Below are 18,383 nucleotides of genomic sequence, written 5' to 3' on the forward strand. Positions count from 1 at the left end.
GGACACTAATATTAAAATGATCAGTGTAACTATTACTAAATTTAACAATCCTTATGTGATATTTACCTCTCCATTAGGTAATGGAATAGCACGTTGGGTCGGTTCTGAACCAAATATAGGTGATATCTATCATGTAGAATTAGATATAGATGATTATTTTGAATGGGGAGTAAATATAAATTTTGTGAGTGAAACCGCGTCTAATATAATGCTTGAAAGTAATAATTTAGTATTCACCGCAAAAGTAATCAGTTATGAAACTGATGGCATTTTAGTTGTCTCACTTAGTGGGAATATTATTTTTTTAGAAGTAGGATTAGTATCTAACATAGATAATTATGTGTCTTTTTTTACTTTAAAAAATAATGTATCCCTATATCCAGTTGAACTTTGATAAATAAATCTTTATAGGGACGTTATCGTTATTGACTATTTTCCACACAGTTTAGAGTCTTTTGTTCAATCTGTCTCCATTATGATTGATCGGAGACAGACTGTTGGAAGAGATAGAGTGGGTAAAGATTAAATTTATGAAATTATCATCACTCAGTCTTATCCCTAAACTCACAAAGGTCTTCAATAATACAAGATCCACAGCGAGGTTTACAGGCAATACAAGTATAGCGGCCATGCAAAATCAGCCAATGGTGGCAATCCACCTTGAATTCATCGGGCACCACTTTCAATAAATTCTTTTCCACCTCATCGACATTTTTGCCGGGCGCAAATTGCGTCCGATTGCTGACGCGAAAAATATGGGTATCAACGGCAATGGTCGGCCAGCCAAAAGCGGTATTCAGCACAACATTAGCCGTTTTTCGCCCCACCCCTGGCAGCGCTTCCAGCGCTGCACGATCTTCCGGCACTTCACCCTGATGCTTTTCCAGCAAAATCCGGCAGGTTTTAATCACGTTTTCCGCTTTGGTGTTATATAACCCGATGGTTTTTATATACTTTTTTAAACCATCAACCCCCAAATTAAGGATTGCCTGTGGTGTATTGGCAACAGGGTATAACTTTGCCATTGCCTTATTGACGCTGACGTCTGTCGCTTGTGCAGACAGTAAAACAGAGATCAGCAATTCAAAAGGGGAATTGAAAACCAACTCGGTAGTCGGGTGTGGATTGTGATCCCGTAAGCGGGTGAGTATCTCAACCCGTTTTTGTTGATTCATATCTGATTGCACCTTCAGCTTCTTGTGATATGGCTTCCAAAGCCTTTTTCTACGCTATATTGGCGTTCTTTATTTTCTGAACGATTTTTCAGGCGTTCATCAATGAGATATTTTCCGGCCAGCATTAAGCCTAATCCAATAAATGCACCGGGTGGCAGGATGGCAAGCAGAAAAGGGGAATCCATATGGAGAATTTCAATCCGCAGTGATTTCGCCCAACTGCCCAGCAGCAAATCCGCGCCATCAAACAATGTGCCGTTACCCAGAATTTCACGTATCGCTCCCAATACGAACAGGGCAAAGGTTGCACCGAACCCCATCGCAAGGCCATCAATCATTGAATGATAGATTGAGTTCTTAGATGCGTAGGCTTCCGCACGACCAATAACAATACAGTTAGTAACGATTAGCGGAATAAAAATCCCCAATGATTCATATAACTCAAAGGCAAAGGCATTGATGAGCATCTGAACGGCACTAACAACGGACGCAATGATCATCACATAAATGGGAATACGGATTTCATGAGGCACCCAACGACGCAAAGCGGATACTGCCATGTTAGTACTGAGCAAAACGAGTGTGGTAGCCAATCCTAGTCCTAAGGCATTGGTCGCCGTGGAGGATACAGCCAATAAAGGGCAAAGCCCTAAAAGCTGCACCAATGCGGAGTTGTTTTTCCATAGCCCCTGAATAAATAGATTTTTGGTTTCGCTCATGGTTATTTTTCTCCACAAGTTGGCAGTGAAGACAGTTGTGCTGGTACTGTTTCCAGATAAAGGGTTGTCCGTTTAACGGCATTGACAACGGCACGAGGTGTAATAGTAGCACCGGTAAATTGGTCAAACTCTCCGCCGTCTTTCTTAACTGCCCAGTTTTCATCGTTCTTTGACATCACTTTCTTACCAGAAAAAGCATAGATCCAATCGGAAATTCGGGTTTCAATTTTGTCTCCCAAACCTGGGGTTTCATGATGCTCAGTCACACGAACACCTAACACTTTGCCGGAAAAATCAGCGCCAACAAGTAATTGAATTGCGCCTGAATAGCCGTCAGGTGCTGTGCTTTCCAATGCAGCAGCAACCGGAACATCGTTTTTACGGGCAAGATAAAGACGATGGGGTTGATGATTACCTAATGCATTGTCTGTCACCAGATAGCACTCATTTTGCATATCATTATTATAAAAGTTAGGTGAAACAACTTGATCCAGCAATACCTTATGTTGCAAAGCCGCTTGTTCAGCAATGCGGTCTTTTGTCAACGAATAAACAATTGCTGTTAATCCTGTCGTACAAGCGGCGAAAATTGCGAGAGTAATACCGTGACGACGCATAGTTTCTAACATGGTAATCTCCTTTTCTATTTATGGCCGTAAGCACGAGGCTGAGTGTAATGGTCAATAAGCGGTACACATATGTTTGCCAGTAATACCGCAAAGGCAACAGCGTCTGGGTAACCACCATAGACACGGATTACCCATATAAGCCCACCAATGATGGCTCCGTAAATCAGGCGACCTTTTGGTGTTGTTGATGCACTAACCGGATCGGTGGCAATAAAAAAGGCACCTAACATGGTTGCGCCGGAAAGGAGTTGCAATAATGGTGGTGAATAGCGAGTAGGATCAATAAACCAACTAATCAATGCACAAGCGCCCAGTGACAAAATAAATGCCGTTGGGATTTGCCAGTTAATGACTTTTCGGTTGAGCATAATCAGGCCACCGGCCAAATAAGCAATGTTAACCCACTGCCAGCCAATGCCTGCCAGAACGCCTTGTAGAATAGGTTGTTGCAATACCTCATTAATATCATGAGTGAGTCTGCCAGTTTTAAAACTATCCAGTGGTGTTGCCTGACTCAATCCATCAATGCCTTGTTGCAGTTGTAATAAAGTAGAACCATCTGGCGTATGTCCTGTGAAAATGACCATCAGACTATCCCACGGCGTTAAAGTGAATGCCTGTAAAGAATCCGGTGGCATCCAACAGGTCATTTGTACAGGAAATGAGATCAACAGAACAACGTAGCCAACCATGGCAGGGTTAAATGGATTTTGTCCAAGCCCCCCATATAAGTGCTTAGCAATAATGATGGCAAAAAATGTTCCGAGCACGATTAACCACCATGGTGCTAATGGTGGCAGGCTAATTCCTAAAAGTAATCCTGTAACTAAAGCAGAATTATCTTTGAGATAGGGAAGTACTAATTGCTTTTTTAACGCAATAGCAGCGGATTCAGCTAATAATGCGATAATGACAGCCAACGCGATCTGGAACAAAGTTCCATAGCCAAAAAAATAGGTCTGTGTAGCAATACCAGGTATGGCAGCTAAAACCACCCAAAACATAATTTGGCTGGTACTTTTTTGATTGTGTGTAAAAGGCGAACTCGCGACTTTTAACGGGTTATTGTCAGTCTTTACTGGCCTAAATTTCATCGATAAATTTCACTATTCTGTTGTAATTTTTTGTTATTCTTGAGCTTGAGCCGCTTTTTTAGCTTTGGCACGAGCAATAGCCGCTGCGACAGCGGCTTTACGTGGGTCGACTTCTTCCGGTGTTTCGGAAACTGTTTGTGGTGACATTGTCACTTCTTCGCTGCTTTGGGCTGCCTTTTTCGCTTTTGCTCTGGCTATTGCAGCGGCGAGGGCGGCTTTACGCGGATCACTGTCTTCACCCACCGATGTTGATGTATTTGCATCCAAGCTTGTAGAGGCTTGTTTTTCTGCCTGACGGGCACGCAACTGTTCTTTTCTGGCCTTACGCGCTGCAATCGCGTCTTCATTATCAGGTAGTTGTCCAGCTTGTATGGTGAAAGCTTTACCAACTGTAGCCTGTTTTTCTTTTACGCGAGCAAGGGCGGCTTGAATAGCATTCTGATCTTTACTATCGACTTGAACCATAGACTTTTTATGGCGTTCTTCACGAGCCAGTTTTTCTCGTTCCATACGTGCTTGTTTAGCCTCAAACCGAATTTTAGCTTCGGCTGAGCGGCGTGTTTCGGTATCGATAGCGCGTATTTCGGCTTTTTCCTGCCGATAATATTGAACTAGGGGAATATTGCTTGGGCACACATAAGCACAGGCACCACACTCAATACAGTCGAATAAATTGTGACTTTTGGCTTTTTCATGTTCTTGTCCACGACTGAACCAATAAAGTTGTTGAGGTAATAATCCAGCCGGACAGGCTTCAACGCATAAGCCACAGCGAATACATGCCTCTTCAATCTCTTTTGGTTCCATCTCTTGTATTGAAGGCGCCAGAATACAGTTACTGATTTTTACGATGGGAACATTCAAGTCAGGTAGAGTAAAACCCATTAATGGCCCACCCATAATGACCATCTGTTCTGATCCTGATTTAAATCCGGCTTGTTGTAACAGGAATTGAATCGGTGTACCAAGACGGGCCCAGAAATTACCGGGAGAAATTACAGATTCTCCTGTTAGTGTGACGACACGTTCGATTAATGGCTCTCCATCAATAATGGCCCGCTTTATAGCGACTACTGTACCCACATTTTGCATAAGAACGCCGATATCAGAAGAGCGTCCACCAGAAGGAACTTCTTTTCCGGTTAGAATCTTGGTAAGTTGTTTGGCGCCACCAGAAGGATATTTTGTCGGAATAACTCGTACAACGATGGACTTATCACCATTGAGTGCTGTGTTTAGAGCATTAATTGCGTCGGGTTTGTTATCTTCAATACCGATCAACACCTGCTTTGGATTGAGCAGATGCATCAAAATACGGATACCTTCAATAACTTCTTCTGCATGTTCCTGCATTAAACGGTCATCAGCGGTGATATAGGGTTCACACTCAGCTGCATTAATGATCAGAGTCTTGAGATTGTGTCGGCCACCTTTCAGTTTTGTTTCAGTAGGGAAGCCAGCACCACCTAAGCCAGCAATACCTGCTTGCTGAATACGTTTTAATATCTCACCAGCATCCAGCGTTGTGTAATCAGCGACTTGATTACGTTCTATCCATTGATCCTTACCATCAGGGCGTAACCGGACACATAGTTCTTTCAGTCCAGAAGGGTGTGCTGTGACGCAAGGTTCGATTGCGATAATTGTTCCTGATGTGGAAGCATGAACAGGCAGCGTTTTGCCTATTCCAAGCGTCAACGCCTGACCTTTCAGTACCTGATCACCCATTTTAACCAGTAATTCGCCTTCAGGTCCCAAATGTTGCTGTAAAGGAATAATTAATTCATCCGGCAATGGGGCATGGCGTAACGGGGTGCTGCTGGATTGCAATTTCATTTCCGGTGGATGGATGCCACCATCAAAATCCCAGATTCTATTCTTGTTAAGTAAGTTGAGCAGATTAAACATTGGTTTTAACCTCAACAGGCTTAGCAGGAGAGAACAAAGTCGGATCTGGTGTTACGGGAATGTTTTTTACTGGAATGGTGTTTAAATCCCATTTCCAATTTGAGGTAGTGGTAGCAACTGGAATCATCGTAATGCAATCGGTTGGGCAAGGCGCGACACACAGGTCGCAACCTGTGCAGAGATCTTCAACAACGGTGTGCATGGCACGGTTTGCACCAATAATGGCATCCACAGGACACGCTTGAATGCATTTTGTGCAGCCTATGCAATTTTCTTCATCAATGAAAGCAACTTTTCTGGCAGGGTTCTGCACGCTATCGTCGCCATCCAGTGGCTGAGGATCAACACCCAGCAACTCAGATATTTTGATCATAACTTGCTCTCCGCCGGGAGCGCATTTGTTGATCATTTCGCCATTGTTGGCTACTGCTTCCGCATAGGGGCGACAACCGGGATAACTACATTGCCCACATTGACTCTGAGGTAATAAGCTATCGATTTTTTCAACAATCGGATCTTCTTCTACTTTAAAACGACGAGCTGCAAAACCCAGAATTAAACCAAAGGTTAACCCAAGTACACCTAACACACCTATAGCAATCCATAATGACATCATTAGAATTTCACCAAACCACTAAAGCCCATAAATGCGAGGGACATTAACCCCGCAGTAATAAGCCCTATCGATGAACCACGAAAAGGGGCGGGAATATTAGCAACCGCCAGACGTTCGCGAATGGCGGCAAACAGCACCATGACAAGGGAAAAACCCGCCGCAGCGCTGAAGCCATATACGGCAGATTGTAAAAAGCCGTGGGATTGATTGACGTTCAGCAATGCGACACCAAGTACAGCGCAGTTGGTTGTAATCAGTGGCAAGAAAATTCCTAAGAGGCGATACAACGTCGGGCTGGTCTTGCGGACGACCAATTCAGTAAATTGAACGACGACCGCAATGACGAGGATAAAGCTCAGGGTTCGCAAATAAACCAAATCAAGCGGAACAAGAATAAAAGTGTTTATCAACCATGAACTGATAGACGCTAAGGTGAGGACAAAAGTCGTTGCCAGTCCCATACCGATAGCGGTTTCGAGTTTTTTGGACACGCCCATAAAAGGGCATAGGCCCAAAAATTTTACTAAAACAAAGTTATTGACCAAAACTGTGCCAATAAATAACAAAAGGTATTCAGTCATTGCTGTACCTGAAAATAAGATATTAGGAAAGTGGAACACTGCTTATATAGTCTGAATAGAAATCCCCCACTTGAGTGCGGGGCAAGTGGGGGCAATGATAACAATCAAATGTGGGGTATGTTATCGATCTTGTGTGAAAGTCATTTTTACTCGATGTGAGCGTTTAATATAAGGAACGAAAACAGTAGCAGCCAGCAATGGCCATAATAGAGAGCGTATTGCCATTCCATCGGAAATAGGGGAAAAGGCGAAGGTTTTTATAGCAATCAGAACAGAAACCATCAGCCAAATAATAAAAATACGTGGGAATCGTTTCGAGCGAATAAAAAGTAACTTCAATACCCATACAGTAAAACACCACATCATTGCAGTGGTTAATACGGAGGTATACCACAACGCGGTAAAGTTACCACTGATTTGATGAATTGCTTCATTTTTATGAATAAACATCATCGTATATAACAGCAACATAAAACTAGCTGCGATTAATGTCATTATTAGGTATGCAGCAGGCGCTAATAACCAGCCGTTGATGCGATAATAATCATTGGATTGATACATAAAAAGTCTTCACTCCATCATGAGTGTCTTTGACATAGGAAAAATATTATAGGAAAAAGATAGTAGCACAGGAATCAGGATTATTTGCTAACGTGTGATAGGTGGTGATATTTTCTGACGCCTCGTCACTAGGTTATGGTATTACGAACCATGATATTACGATCATTTTTTAGGGGTGGTTATGAGTGATTTTTTAAAAGTTGGTTTGGTTGGTTATGGCTATGCAAGTAAAACCTTTCATGCTCCATTGATTGCAGGGACATCCAATGTTGAATTGGTTGCAATTTCCAGCAGTGATGCAGATAAGGTCAAAAAAGATTGGCCAACGGTATCAGTCGTTTCTTCGCCGGAGGCACTTTTCAATGATCCCAATATTGACCTTATTGTGATCCCAACACCAAATGATACTCACTATCCATTGGCGCAAAAGGCGCTTGCTGCGGGGAAGCATGTTATCGTTGATAAGCCTTTTACCATTACTGTAGAACAAGCTCAATCACTGAAAAAACAAGCGGAAGAAGCGAATTTATTGTTGTCTGTGTTCCATAATCGTCGTTGGGATTCTGGTTTTTTGACAGTGCAATCAATTATTAAAGAAAATAAATTGGGAACACTGAAATATTATGAATCCCACTTTGACCGTTATCGTCCCTCTGTTCGTCAGCGTTGGCGCGAAGCTGCCGGAGCAGGTAGTGGTATTTGGTATGATTTAGGGCCTCATTTATTGGATCAGGCGGTTCAACTCTTTGGCAAGCCACAAGCCATCACAACAGATTTAGGCATGATACGTCCGAGTGCAGAGACTGCGGATTATTTTCATGCGCAACTCATTTATCCTGATTTGAAAGTTGTACTACATGCAACCATGCTTGCTGCGGCAGAGTCACCTGTTTATACATTGCATGGTATGGCTGGTAGTTATACCAAGTATGGTTTCGATCCTCAGGAAGAACGTTTGAAAGCAGGAGAAAGGCCACCACGGGCAGATTGGGGATATGATGCACGAAATGGTTATGTGACATTGTCACAAGGTGAAGATTTAGTTACGCAAGTTATCCCAACTATGCCGGGTAATTATGGGGCTTATTATGCTGCTGTTCGTGATGCGATTTTGTTTGGAAAACCTAACCCAGTGACTGCCAGCGAAGCTATTTTGATCATGAAGCTTATTGAGGCAGGTGAAAAATCAGCAAAAGAACAACGCACAATTTTAATTGATTAATTACACGCTGGCAGGCAGGGCAAGGGAGCTATGATGAATATGTTGCAAAAATTAAGAATCGATCCTTTTTTGGTGACACTGATTACGGTAGTCATCATTGCATCTTTCTTTCCTTGTGAAGGTGAAGCTAAAAAATGGTTTCAGTACTTAACAACGGCTGCTATTGCATTGTTATTCTTTATGCATGGAGCGAAGTTATCTCGTAATGCCATTTTGGCAGGGATAGGACACTGGCGGTTGCATTTGGTGATTTTCACCAGCACTTTTATCTTGTTTCCCATACTGGGCATGGGATTAAGTTTTATTGTGCCAGAATGGATGTCACCAACGGTTTATATGGGATTTCTTTATCTTTGTGCCTTACCTGCCACAGTGCAATCAGCTATCGCGTTTACCTCCGTTGCTGGTGGGAATGTTGCAGCCGCAATATGTAGTGCTTCCGCTTCAAGCTTATTGGGCGTGTTTCTGTCTCCATTATTGGTTGGCTTTTTGATCCAAACTCACGAAGGTGGCGCTGATACCGATACGTGGAAAGCGATAAAAGATATTATCTTGCAGCTGATGGTACCTTTTATTGCTGGGCACTTATCACGTCCTTTGATTGCCGGTTGGGTGGAAAAACATAAAAAACTGGTCAACATGACGGATCGTTCTTCTATATTGCTGGTGGTTTATGTTGCATTTAGTGAGGCGGTGGTGGAGGGCATTTGGCATAAAATAGATGCTTATTCACTTTTTATAATTGGTATTGTCTGCTGTGTTTTGTTGGCTGTGGTATTAATAATTAATGTATATAGCTCGCGTTTACTGGGGTTTAGCAAAGAAGACGAAATCACTATAGTGTTTTGTGGCTCGAAGAAGAGCTTGGCGAATGGTGTACCGATGGCTAATGTACTGTTTCCTGCATCAGTGGTCGGTGTAATGTTGTTACCATTGATGATCTTTCACCAAATCCAACTAATGGTCTGTGCTGTGTTTGCTCAGCGTTATGCTCTGCGCCTAAGGACAAAAAAGGCAGAGTAGTTTTCTGCCCTTAGAAATAAATAACACTTCTTAGCGGTTGGCGACTTTGTCTTTCAGGGCCTGTTTTTCTGCTTCACTGAGGAATGCAGTTGCCAATCCATTAATCTGTGCCTGTCTGATCAGGGCTGGAGACAGTCCTGCCGCTGGCGCCGCAATATTATACTCATGACGAATCTCAATGCCTTCTACTGTCGGGTCATCTGTATTGATTGATGCCAAAATCCCGTGTTCAAGGAATTGCTTCAGTGGATGAGTTAGCAGGGAACTGACGGTGCTGGTTTGCAGGTTTGATGTCAGGCAGGATTCAATACCGATACCGTGTTCAGCCAGATAATCCATCAGGGCAGGATCGGTGATTGCTTTCACGCCATGCCCGATACGCGTCGCGCCTAATTCACGAATAGCATGCCAAATGCTTTCCGCACCTGCGGCTTCACCTGCGTGTACACTAATATTCCAGCCTGCATTACGTGCTTGGTTAAAATGTTGCTCAAAGAGATGGCCTGGGAATCCCAATTCATCACCCGCCAGATCTAATGCGGTGATGTGTTGCTTATGAGCAAGAAGCCCGGCTAACTCTTGGGAACAAGCTTTTTCACCAAATGTTCTGCTCAGGATACCGATTAAACGGATCTGAATATCATATTGCTGACTTGCTGATTGGATACCATCAATGATTGCTTCTACAACTCCTTCAATGGGAAGTTGGTGTTTCATGGCCATGTAATAAGGGGAAAAACGCAGTTCAGCATAATCAATACCTGCATTGACAGCATCTTCAACATTTTCGATGGCAACCCTGCGGCAAGCGTTTAAGTCGGCCAGAACAGTAACACCCCAGTCCAATTTTTGCAGAAAGCTAACAAGGTTAGGCTCATTTTCAATAATTTGGACATGGGGGCGTAATGCTTCCAGTTCATAGGCCGGGAGTGGGATATTATGTTGACGAGCGAGGTACAAAATGGTTTCAGGGCGAATATTACCGTCAAGATGGCGGTGTAAGTCGGTCAGTGGAAGCTGTATGTCAATCATTTTCTTATCCTTCTTGTTTATCAAATTTTATATATACAAAAAAGCCAGTCAACACGTTGACTGGCTGGAAAGTTGGGGAACTAGAAACCTCGGGTTCTGGTTATTTATTATGGTGACAGTTATTCAACTGTATTTATTCAACCACCGGAAGTTCAGCCTTATCATCATGCTGACTCTCTATACCATCCGTATCATCATAGGACCCGGAAAGGCCATTATCAAGCAGGAATTGATGTAAGCTGGATTCTTTGTCGTTTAATTTAACTTTGTCATTGGCATAGTGGAAGTTAAGGCCAATAACTCCATTTTTAACAGTGAGGAATTTACTTCCAAGAACGGCAACTGTTAGAACTTGTCGTTCAGCTTCAATTTCCGCAGTAGCTTTATCCTTACCGTTTAACTCATCTGCTTGTGCGATAGACTCTATCAACATGGCCTTAGGCACGTTAATGTTCAATGATAAATCTTTAACCAGAGTACGAATTATTTCTTCCGAACCTATGAGGGATAACGTACTTACATCTTTCGGAAAGTTTTGTAAGGTAATTTTGAAATCTACGGAGCTTTCACCTTTACTGTTTTTCCAACTTAAAGGTGAAATACTGAATTGTGGATTTTTGTTCATGAGTAGATGTAAGTCGTTGAGAATAGCATCATCAGACAAGACTCCATTCGTAGCCAAGGCCTTTTGTGCTGCTTCATTATAGGCTTGAGTAAATTTGTGTACAGATTGGCCATCTAACTTTTCCATACCCAGATTGAACGTACCGGAACCGAACTCTATATCCTTAATTTTTACACCATCAATACTAGAGGCAATTTTGATATTCAGATTCTCTTTATCCTCGCTCGAATTAGTAGTGACTTTTATTCCTTTGAGAGAAATATTGTGTTCATTAGTTCCATTCACGCTGAATTCGCCAATGCTATAGCTGTGATCACCAACGTAAATATCGAAATTACCTTTTTTGCTATCCCCTTTAAAGTCAATTCCTTTAAGTGAAATAGTTTCTTTTTTTGCAGGTTCACTGAAAGATAATCCATCACTTTTCGCAGAGAATGAAAATACACTCAAGTCGCTATTAGTATTGACGTTGATTTTTGCACCTGCGAATGACAGAACGCGATGAGCACCTTTATCGCTTTTTGTATGTTTAATAGGGACAAAATCAATATTGGCAGAGATGGCACCGCTATAACTAATGTTAACATCTGATTTGAGTAGTTGTTTTCCATCCGTGAGGTTAAATAATTCTTTTAGCGTATCACTTTGCTCAAGCTCTGAATGGATAGAAGCCATTTTCGGTACCAGATTGAATGTTTTCAGATTGGCAATAGGGAATGGCCCGTGATCAATAGTCGATTTGAAAATGACTTCTTCATTTGGCTTGATTCCAGCCTCTTCTATACCGCCTTTGGTGGTTAGGATCAAACGGACATCAGAACTGAAAATGCCTCGTTTAAAATCTTTTGCTTGCCATTCGAATCCGTTTTCAGGTGCTGAATTTTTCAGTTCAGTGTTTGCCTTTTCTATGAAGCGATTTAAGCGACTTTCAAGTTGCTTACCTGTATACCATGACATTCCGCTCCATACCGCACCCAGAGCAACAATAACGCTTACTGCAACTAACGATTTTTTCATATGAAAATTCCATCCTTTTAACGCATATAACATGGTCGGTGTATGCGTTTTGTATTTATGTCAAAAATGGTTGTTAAGTGTATAGTCTAGCTAAAATGGTTTTAATCAGTTTTCACTGAGAATGTGATTAATAATTTAATGGAAACGATTATAAGTCCATGAATCTAATTAGATACCTTAGCTATTTTCCCATTACCATAAACAGTTACAGATTTCTCTATAGCAGATAAGAAAATTGATTCACCTGAGAATAATCTTAATTGCTGATTATCGGTGCTGATAACAGCCCATCCTTCAACACAGAATAGAACTGAAGCTGAATCATTTTCTAATGAGATTAGCTGTTCTGCAACAGAATAAACAGAAAAACAAAAATCATTGACAGGAACAGGGTAATTCAAGGCATCTTTTTCCTGTTTTGGCTCGGTTAGTAAAGTATTGGTAGATTTTGGAATAAAATCCAGATTAGCCATTAATTCGGGAACGTCAATATGTTTGCTGGTTAAACCAGCACGTAGAACATTATCAGAATTGGCCATGACTTCCAAGACCACGCCGTCAAGATAAGCGTGAGGAGTACGGGCATATAAAAACATCGCTTGACCCGGTTTGAGTTCAACCACATTGAGCAGGAGTGGAGCAAACAATCCATTGTCATCTGGATAGAACGAGGTCATTTTTTTGATAGTATCCCACGGCTCACCTTGATGACTGTTCAATGCTGACTTTAAGACGGCAATTGCTAAGTATTTCTGATCGCCTTGCATATTCAATAACTGTGAAAATAGAAGCGACAAGCTTTGCTCTGTTGGATGTTGGAGAAATGTTTGTATATCTGGATGTGCAGTAGAAACATGACCCAATAATTTCGCAATCTCAGATAAAGGCCTAAAAGCATTCATAGCCTTGAACGGTGTCAATGCATATACCAATTCAGGTTTGTGATTATCATCTTTGTAGTTGCGCTGTGATGAATCTAAAGGGATTGCCTGTGCATTTTCTCTGGCAAAGCCCATTTCTGCGGATTTTTTGTCAGGATGAACTTGAATAGATAGTGGTTGAGCGGCACACAGCACTTTGAACAAGAAAGGCAAACGCTGGAATTGTCGGGCTACTTTTTCACCAAGATATTTCTCTGGTTCTTTATCAATTAAGGTGTTCAAAGCAATAGTCTCGCCTGTTTGAGGATTAATGACCAGTGAACTACATTTCGGATGTGCTCCCATCCATAATTCTGCCATTGGTTGACTGTCAGGATTCTCGATACCATAGATATCCGTCAGGGCGGTTTTACTCCCCCAGTCATAATGTTGGATGTTGTTGATCATTTTCAGCATGGCGGAATTTCCTATAATAAAAAAGTAACTTGTTTTATAGACAACAATACAATAAACACGATTAGGTCGCATTATCGTTATTAAATTTATGGCATGATAGGAAAATGCCGACTAATTTATCTGCAAAGTTTGTTCTGGCGTATTCAATTATTCTGTGTGCTAAGGAGATAGTAATGGCAGCCACTCGCATTGAAAAAGACTCAATGGGACCTATTGAAGTACCTGCTGACCAATTATGGGGAGCGCAAACTCAGCGCTCACTGGAGCATTTCCGGATTTCTCAGGAAAAAATGCCTGTTGCATTGATTCAGGCTCTGGCATTGACTAAACAAGCAGCGGCCAGCGTTAATACGGATCTGGGCCTTCTGCCTAAAGAACGTAGTGATGCAATCATCGCTGCGGCGAAAGAGGTGCTGGAAGGCAAACATCCAACAGAATTCCCTCTTGCTATCTGGCAGACTGGTTCGGGAACTCAAAGCAACATGAATATGAATGAAGTGTTGGCGAACCGTGGTAGTGAGATCCTTGGTGGTGAAAGGGGTAATGAACGTCTGATTCATCCTAATGATGATGTTAATAAGAGCCAAAGCTCTAATGACGTTTTCCCTACTGCTATGCATGTTGCGGCAGTGATTGCAGTGCGTGAACATTTGTTACCAGAGTTAAACGTACTACAAAAAACTCTGGCAGATAAAGCGGAAGCATTTAAAGATATTGTAAAAATTGGCCGTACTCACTTACAAGATGCAACCCCACTGACTTTAGGACAGGAAATTTCCGGCTGGGCAGCGATGTTGACACATAACTTGAAACATATTGAAGATAGCATTCCTCATATGTGTGAACTGGCTCTGGGTGGTACAGCAGTAGGAACTGGCCTGAATACTCATCCTGAATATGCAGTTCGTGTTGCGCAGAAAATTGCTGAATTATCCGGTCAGCCTTTTGTAACCTCACCAAATAAATTTGAAGCATTGGCAACTTGTGATGCGTTGGTTCATTCTCATGGAGCATTGAAAGGTTTGGCTGCGTCATTGATGAAGATTGCTAACGATATTCGTTGGTTGGCTTCTGGTCCTCGTTGTGGAATTGGTGAAATTTCTATTCCTGAAAATGAGCCAGGTAGCTCCATTATGCCGGGCAAAGTAAACCCAACTCAGTGCGAAGCGATGACCATGTTATGCGCTCAGGTTATGGGTAACGATGTGGCGATCAATATTGGTGGTGCATCTGGTAACTTTGAATTAAACGTATTCCGTCCGATGGTTATTCATAATTTCTTGCAATCTATTCGCTTGCTGGCGGATGGTATGCGTAGTTTTAATGAGCATTGTGCTATTGGTATTGAACCTAACCATGATCGTATCACCCAGTTACTGAACGAATCACTGATGCTGGTAACTGCGTTGAATACTCATATTGGTTACGATAAAGCTGCAGAGATTGCCAAAAAAGCGCATAAAGAAGGCTTGACACTGAAACAGTCAGCACTTCAGTTAGGATATTTAACTGAGGTTGAATTTGATGCTTGGGTTCGTCCAGAAGATATGGTTGGTAGCATGAAGTAATGCTTGTTATGAGCAAATAATTTATCTGCATTCATTACTAAATGTAAAAAACCGGAGAAATGTTCTCCGGTTTTTTACATCTTAAATTTCTCTGTAGAGATGTAGGCGAGGAATAACCAACTCAAGTGGCTTCACTTTGGGTTTATGTCTATGTTTAATAGCAGTGGCATTGTAGTTAGGCAGCGTACCGAGTTTTGGTTTGATTTCTTTATCTTCCGTATAAAAAGCAATCACTGGAACTGGACAAGCATATTGAACTTGTTTTTGTATTTCTGAATACCATACACGAGTAATAGGTTGTACTTTGACTGGCCGTTTGATTTTCAATATGACATCATCGGGTAATTTTTTGATATCTGTCATTTCTAATGCCACCAATGCTGCCCATTGTTCACTGGAGTAGGGGGGAACCGCTCTTCCTGTATTATGGCTTTTCTCCAGTCTTTCCAGAACTTGTTGCTTGGTAAGCTTATTAATGATGTTTTTATTGGCCCAGCCAAAATTAATGGAGTCAGGGTTTAATAGGTGAGTGATGGTTCGATAAGCATTCAGAGTAATGAGGCCCCGCAAATGCTCATGAACAAATTCAAATCGTTGTTCTTTGCTGACGTCTGATTCTTTGGTAACGATATTTTCCAGCTCTATTTTTAACTGATTTACTTCGTCAATTACTCTCATTGCTTCTTTATATTGCTGGTGGTTGACAGCAAAGCACAATGCTCCGGGAAGGCGGCTTGCAGCTTTGCTGCTGATATTAGGGTTGTTATGATGTATAAATAATTTCTGGTAGAAGCGTAAACCTACATTGAGTGCATCACCCCCCTGTAATGGATTGACCATAATTTCAGTTACTTGTTCATGTTCTTTGCCTTTCTCTATTTTAGGTAATTCAAATATTCGGGCATCAATGAGGGGATAGTTCGTTAACAATCCAGCCAACTCGGACAATTTTTCTTCTTGTTTTTTAAAGCAGGTTGTTAGTGATTCTATTGAAAGATATTTATTCATGAATATATTCTCTGCTGTTATCAGTTGTTCACATTACCCATTTAGTTACAACATACTTAGAAGTATAAATACAATCTATAAAAACCTCAACAACAAAATCAAACAAACACTAAACAACACATAGAAAGTAGAAAACAATTATTGCAGAAAAAATTAAAATCATGGTAAAAAAATTACCTTATTTTAGTAGGTTAATTATAAAACAATTTACTTTACTAAAAGTGAAAATATTTATGTTAATCTCTCAATCTCCATTACTTGATTATTAGGGTAAGCAATTCAACAGGATTATTAAATATGAACAATTTAATCAAACCCCTAGATTCCTTCAAAAAGGTTATTAATGTATTATTACCACACTCTGAACCGATCACGATTGATTTATTAACACAAGGAAAATCAATTAGAATAGATAATGAATTCCTTAAGATTTTCTTATTAGATCAAGGGTACGTCAATATACGTAGAATAGATGATGAGTTAATCATTGCGACATTTTTTTCACCTTATGTTATTGGTTTGTCTTTTTATCCTGGCGCGGGAATTTATTATTCCATTGAATTAGGGGAAAATTGTAAAATTCATCAGATTCCTCGAAGTAGTGCGTTAAGTGCCATAAGGACGCACGATCTTTATAAAGAGTGGTTGAGAATTTTTTCCTACAAAATGTCTTTCTTATATGCAAGAGATATTAGTGTTTTTCGTCATAATAATCGAGAGGTTGTATATAATTTATTATCCCGTTTAATGAATTCGCCAGTGGAATTCAGGAAGAATATCACAGCAATCAAATACATAGAGCAAAGATGTACTATTTCACGCAGTTGTATACAACGGGTGTTACTTTCTTTAAAAAAAGAAGGATGTGTTGAACTTGTTAATGGATATTTAGAAAAAGTCTTATCATTGCCGGTACAATCTTATTATTAAAGATGATAATTGAAAACAGAAGACTATGTCGGCAATTGTAATCATTTTGATAATTTGTTGAGTTTGAAGCCTAAATAGAGAGCAACAATAGTTAATAATGAAATAAATGCGGCAACACCATTCCAAGCAAAATGGAGCCAGAATATTCCACCTAATGTCCCTGCAATACTGGAACCAGAGTAATAACAAAATAAATAAAGTGATGAAGCTTGAGCTTTTGCTCGTTTGGCTTTTTGACCAATCCATCCACTAGCAACTGAATGAGCAGAAAAAAAGCCTGTTGTTAATATCATCATTCCCAGAATCACTGCCCAGATAGGAGAAAATAGGGTGATTACGCAACCAACCAACATTATACTAATAGCCGCTAACAATACTTTTCCCCGTCCATGTTTACTTGTTAATGTTCCCGCTTTGGTGGCGCTATAAGTTCCTGTTAGGTAAACGATAGATAGCAATCCAACGATAGTCTGACTTAAATGATAAGGCGCTTCTAATAATCGATAACCAATGTAGTTAAACATGGTAATAAAGCTCCCCATAATCAAAAACGCTTCAGCAAATAGAAGGGAAAGACCTTGATCACGAAAATGTATCTTCAAATTTATAAGCAGCGTTTTAGGCTTTAATGAGCTTGACTTAAAATGCTTAGATTCTGGTAACAGTTTCCAAAATGCAATAGCAGAGACTAAAGCAAAAGCGCCTAATAAAATGACTGCAAACCTCCATGAATAGTGGTCTGTGACTACAGCAGTAATCAAACGTCCACTCATTCCTCCTATTGAATTACCACTGATATAAAGTCCTATGGATAAGGCAACATAGCTGGGATGAATTTCTTCACTTAAATAAGTCATTGCAACAGCAGCAACTCCGCTGATCGATAAACCTACTAATGCGCGGATAAACAAAATTCCGTGCCAACTCGATACTATGGCACTTAAGAGAGTAAAAATGGCGGCGGCAACTAGTGATATTGCCATAACATTTTTACGGCCAAGTGCATCAGATAGAGGGCCTGTGATTAATAGACCCAGAGATAACATCCCAGTAGGAAGTGATAGAGCCAAACTACTATTGGCCGGTGAAATATTAAATTCTTCTGACAGAATAGGCAAAATGGGTTGGATAAAATAGAGCAATGCAAAAGTTGCCAGCCCAACGGAAAAGAATGAGAGCGTGACACGTAAGTAGTAAGTATGCACTATCTTTACGTTGAATGTAATGCTGTTGGCTTATTACCCTAGGGCAAACGGGTCTAAATTGAACAGTTAGTTCAGTGATGTGCCTTCAGTACATAAAGGTAGGAACATTGATGATCGTTTGTGATTTACAATC

At 40.9% G+C, this 18,383-nt stretch carries 17 protein-coding genes and 1 pseudogene; 5 read left to right on the forward strand and 13 right to left on the reverse strand.

Features of this window, described 5'->3' with window-relative positions; genetic code table 11:
• Window positions 1-16: 16 nt before the first annotated feature.
• Window positions 17-394, forward strand: a complete 378-nt coding sequence (locus tag BM135_RS05300; RefSeq protein ID WP_092518560.1) for a hypothetical protein — start codon at window positions 17-19, stop codon at window positions 392-394.
• Window positions 395-542: 148 nt separating this feature from the next.
• On the opposite strand, the gene nth is transcribed toward BM135_RS05300, so the two are convergent.
• The 8 genes from nth to BM135_RS05340 all read right to left on the reverse strand — a co-directional run bounded on the left by nth (window position 543) and on the right by BM135_RS05340 (window position 7,283).
• Window positions 543-1,175 carry an endonuclease III gene (nth, locus tag BM135_RS05305; RefSeq protein ID WP_092518604.1) on the reverse strand — a complete coding sequence of 211 codons (633 nt, stop codon included), beginning with the start codon at window positions 1,173-1,175 and terminating at the stop codon, window positions 543-545.
• A 14-nt stretch (window positions 1,176-1,189) separates the two neighbouring features.
• Entirely contained in the window at window positions 1,190-1,894 is a 705-nt protein-coding gene (locus tag BM135_RS05310; protein WP_092518562.1) for an electron transport complex subunit E, read from the reverse strand.
• Window positions 1,895-1,896: 2 nt separating this feature from the next.
• Entirely contained in the window at window positions 1,897-2,523 is a 627-nt protein-coding gene (rsxG, locus tag BM135_RS05315; RefSeq protein ID WP_092518564.1) for an electron transport complex subunit RsxG, read from the reverse strand.
• Between the two features lie 14 nt (window positions 2,524-2,537).
• On the reverse strand, window positions 2,538-3,617 hold the full coding sequence (gene rsxD / locus BM135_RS05320; RefSeq protein ID WP_092518566.1) for an electron transport complex subunit RsxD: 1,080 nt from the start codon (window positions 3,615-3,617) through the stop codon (window positions 2,538-2,540).
• 33 nt (window positions 3,618-3,650) lie between these two features.
• On the reverse strand, window positions 3,651-5,525 hold the full coding sequence (gene rsxC / locus BM135_RS05325; protein WP_092518568.1) for an electron transport complex subunit RsxC: 1,875 nt from the start codon (window positions 5,523-5,525) through the stop codon (window positions 3,651-3,653).
• Window positions 5,518-6,141 carry an electron transport complex subunit RsxB gene (gene rsxB / locus BM135_RS05330; RefSeq protein WP_092518570.1) on the reverse strand — a complete coding sequence of 208 codons (624 nt, stop codon included), beginning with the start codon at window positions 6,139-6,141 and terminating at the stop codon, window positions 5,518-5,520. Before rsxB ends, rsxC begins: the two co-directional genes overlap by 8 nt.
• The gene (gene rsxA / locus BM135_RS05335) at window positions 6,141-6,722 is read right to left on the reverse strand and encodes an electron transport complex subunit RsxA (protein ID WP_092518572.1); all 582 of its coding nucleotides are present in this window, start codon (window positions 6,720-6,722) and stop codon (window positions 6,141-6,143) included. Before rsxA ends, rsxB begins: the two co-directional genes overlap by 1 nt.
• Window positions 6,723-6,842: 120 nt before the next feature.
• Window positions 6,843-7,283, reverse strand: a complete 441-nt coding sequence (locus BM135_RS05340) for a DUF2569 domain-containing protein (protein WP_092518574.1) — start codon at window positions 7,281-7,283, stop codon at window positions 6,843-6,845.
• A 181-nt stretch (window positions 7,284-7,464) separates the two neighbouring features.
• Between BM135_RS05340 and BM135_RS05345 the strand changes: the two genes are divergently transcribed.
• Together BM135_RS05345 and BM135_RS05350 are read left to right on the forward strand one after the other, a co-directional pair.
• Window positions 7,465-8,505 (forward strand): oxidoreductase, encoded by a 1,041-nt coding sequence (locus tag BM135_RS05345; RefSeq protein ID WP_092518576.1) that lies wholly within the window; start codon window positions 7,465-7,467, stop codon window positions 8,503-8,505.
• 33 nt (window positions 8,506-8,538) lie between these two features.
• Window positions 8,539-9,528: a bile acid:sodium symporter family protein gene (locus BM135_RS05350; protein WP_092518578.1), complete on the forward strand. Its 990-nt coding sequence runs from the start codon at window positions 8,539-8,541 to the stop codon at window positions 9,526-9,528.
• A 30-nt stretch (window positions 9,529-9,558) separates the two neighbouring features.
• On the opposite strand, the gene add is transcribed toward BM135_RS05350, so the two are convergent.
• From add to manA, 3 genes are all read right to left on the reverse strand, one after another.
• Window positions 9,559-10,560 (reverse strand): adenosine deaminase, encoded by a 1,002-nt coding sequence (gene add / locus BM135_RS05355; protein WP_092518580.1) that lies wholly within the window; start codon window positions 10,558-10,560, stop codon window positions 9,559-9,561.
• 133 nt (window positions 10,561-10,693) lie between these two features.
• The gene (locus BM135_RS05360) at window positions 10,694-12,202 is read right to left on the reverse strand and encodes a YdgA family protein (RefSeq protein WP_092518582.1); all 1,509 of its coding nucleotides are present in this window, start codon (window positions 12,200-12,202) and stop codon (window positions 10,694-10,696) included.
• A 164-nt stretch (window positions 12,203-12,366) separates the two neighbouring features.
• Entirely contained in the window at window positions 12,367-13,539 is a 1,173-nt protein-coding gene (manA, locus tag BM135_RS05365; RefSeq protein ID WP_092518584.1) for a mannose-6-phosphate isomerase, read from the reverse strand.
• Window positions 13,540-13,712: 173 nt separating this feature from the next.
• Here manA and fumC point away from each other — a divergent pair, with 173 nt between their 5' ends.
• Complete coding sequence (fumC, locus tag BM135_RS05370) at window positions 13,713-15,107, forward strand: class II fumarate hydratase (protein ID WP_092518586.1); 1,395 nt, start codon at window positions 13,713-13,715, stop codon at window positions 15,105-15,107.
• A gap of 81 nt (window positions 15,108-15,188) precedes the next feature.
• On the opposite strand, the gene tus is transcribed toward fumC, so the two are convergent.
• The gene (tus, locus tag BM135_RS05375) at window positions 15,189-16,115 is read right to left on the reverse strand and encodes a DNA replication terminus site-binding protein (protein WP_092518588.1); all 927 of its coding nucleotides are present in this window, start codon (window positions 16,113-16,115) and stop codon (window positions 15,189-15,191) included.
• A gap of 297 nt (window positions 16,116-16,412) precedes the next feature.
• On the opposite strand from tus, the gene BM135_RS05380 reads away from it, so the two are divergent.
• Window positions 16,413-17,045 carry a helix-turn-helix domain-containing protein gene (locus BM135_RS05380; RefSeq protein WP_092518590.1) on the forward strand — a complete coding sequence of 211 codons (633 nt, stop codon included), beginning with the start codon at window positions 16,413-16,415 and terminating at the stop codon, window positions 17,043-17,045.
• Between the two features lie 41 nt (window positions 17,046-17,086).
• Here the strand turns inward: BM135_RS05380 and BM135_RS05385 are convergent.
• Window positions 17,087-18,238 (reverse strand): annotated as a pseudogene (locus BM135_RS05385) (MFS transporter); the annotation flags it as partial.
• Window positions 18,239-18,383: the final 145 nt, after the last annotated feature.

The organism is Xenorhabdus japonica (assembly GCF_900115195.1).
Classification (GTDB): Bacteria; Pseudomonadota; Gammaproteobacteria; order Enterobacterales; family Enterobacteriaceae; genus Xenorhabdus; species Xenorhabdus japonica.

Coding starts and splice junctions, on each gene's coding strand:
- BM135_RS05300 (WP_092518560.1), top strand. CDS start 17: ATGATCAGTGTAACTATTACTAAATTTAACAATCCTTATGTGATATTT.
- nth (WP_092518604.1), bottom strand. CDS start 1,175: ATGAATCAACAAAAACGGGTTGAGATACTCACCCGCTTACGGGATCAC.
- BM135_RS05310 (WP_092518562.1), bottom strand. CDS start 1,894: ATGAGCGAAACCAAAAATCTATTTATTCAGGGGCTATGGAAAAACAAC.
- rsxG (WP_092518564.1), bottom strand. CDS start 2,523: ATGTTAGAAACTATGCGTCGTCACGGTATTACTCTCGCAATTTTCGCC.
- rsxD (WP_092518566.1), bottom strand. CDS start 3,617: ATGAAATTTAGGCCAGTAAAGACTGACAATAACCCGTTAAAAGTCGCG.
- rsxC (WP_092518568.1), bottom strand. CDS start 5,525: ATGTTTAATCTGCTCAACTTACTTAACAAGAATAGAATCTGGGATTTT.
- rsxB (WP_092518570.1), bottom strand. CDS start 6,141: ATGATGTCATTATGGATTGCTATAGGTGTGTTAGGTGTACTTGGGTTA.
- rsxA (WP_092518572.1), bottom strand. CDS start 6,722: ATGACTGAATACCTTTTGTTATTTATTGGCACAGTTTTGGTCAATAAC.
- BM135_RS05340 (WP_092518574.1), bottom strand. CDS start 7,283: ATGTATCAATCCAATGATTATTATCGCATCAACGGCTGGTTATTAGCG.
- BM135_RS05345 (WP_092518576.1), top strand. CDS start 7,465: ATGAGTGATTTTTTAAAAGTTGGTTTGGTTGGTTATGGCTATGCAAGT.
- BM135_RS05350 (WP_092518578.1), top strand. CDS start 8,539: ATGAATATGTTGCAAAAATTAAGAATCGATCCTTTTTTGGTGACACTG.
- add (WP_092518580.1), bottom strand. CDS start 10,560: ATGATTGACATACAGCTTCCACTGACCGACTTACACCGCCATCTTGAC.
- BM135_RS05360 (WP_092518582.1), bottom strand. CDS start 12,202: ATGAAAAAATCGTTAGTTGCAGTAAGCGTTATTGTTGCTCTGGGTGCG.
- manA (WP_092518584.1), bottom strand. CDS start 13,539: ATGCTGAAAATGATCAACAACATCCAACATTATGACTGGGGGAGTAAA.
- fumC (WP_092518586.1), top strand. CDS start 13,713: ATGGCAGCCACTCGCATTGAAAAAGACTCAATGGGACCTATTGAAGTA.
- tus (WP_092518588.1), bottom strand. CDS start 16,115: ATGAATAAATATCTTTCAATAGAATCACTAACAACCTGCTTTAAAAAA.
- BM135_RS05380 (WP_092518590.1), top strand. CDS start 16,413: ATGAACAATTTAATCAAACCCCTAGATTCCTTCAAAAAGGTTATTAAT.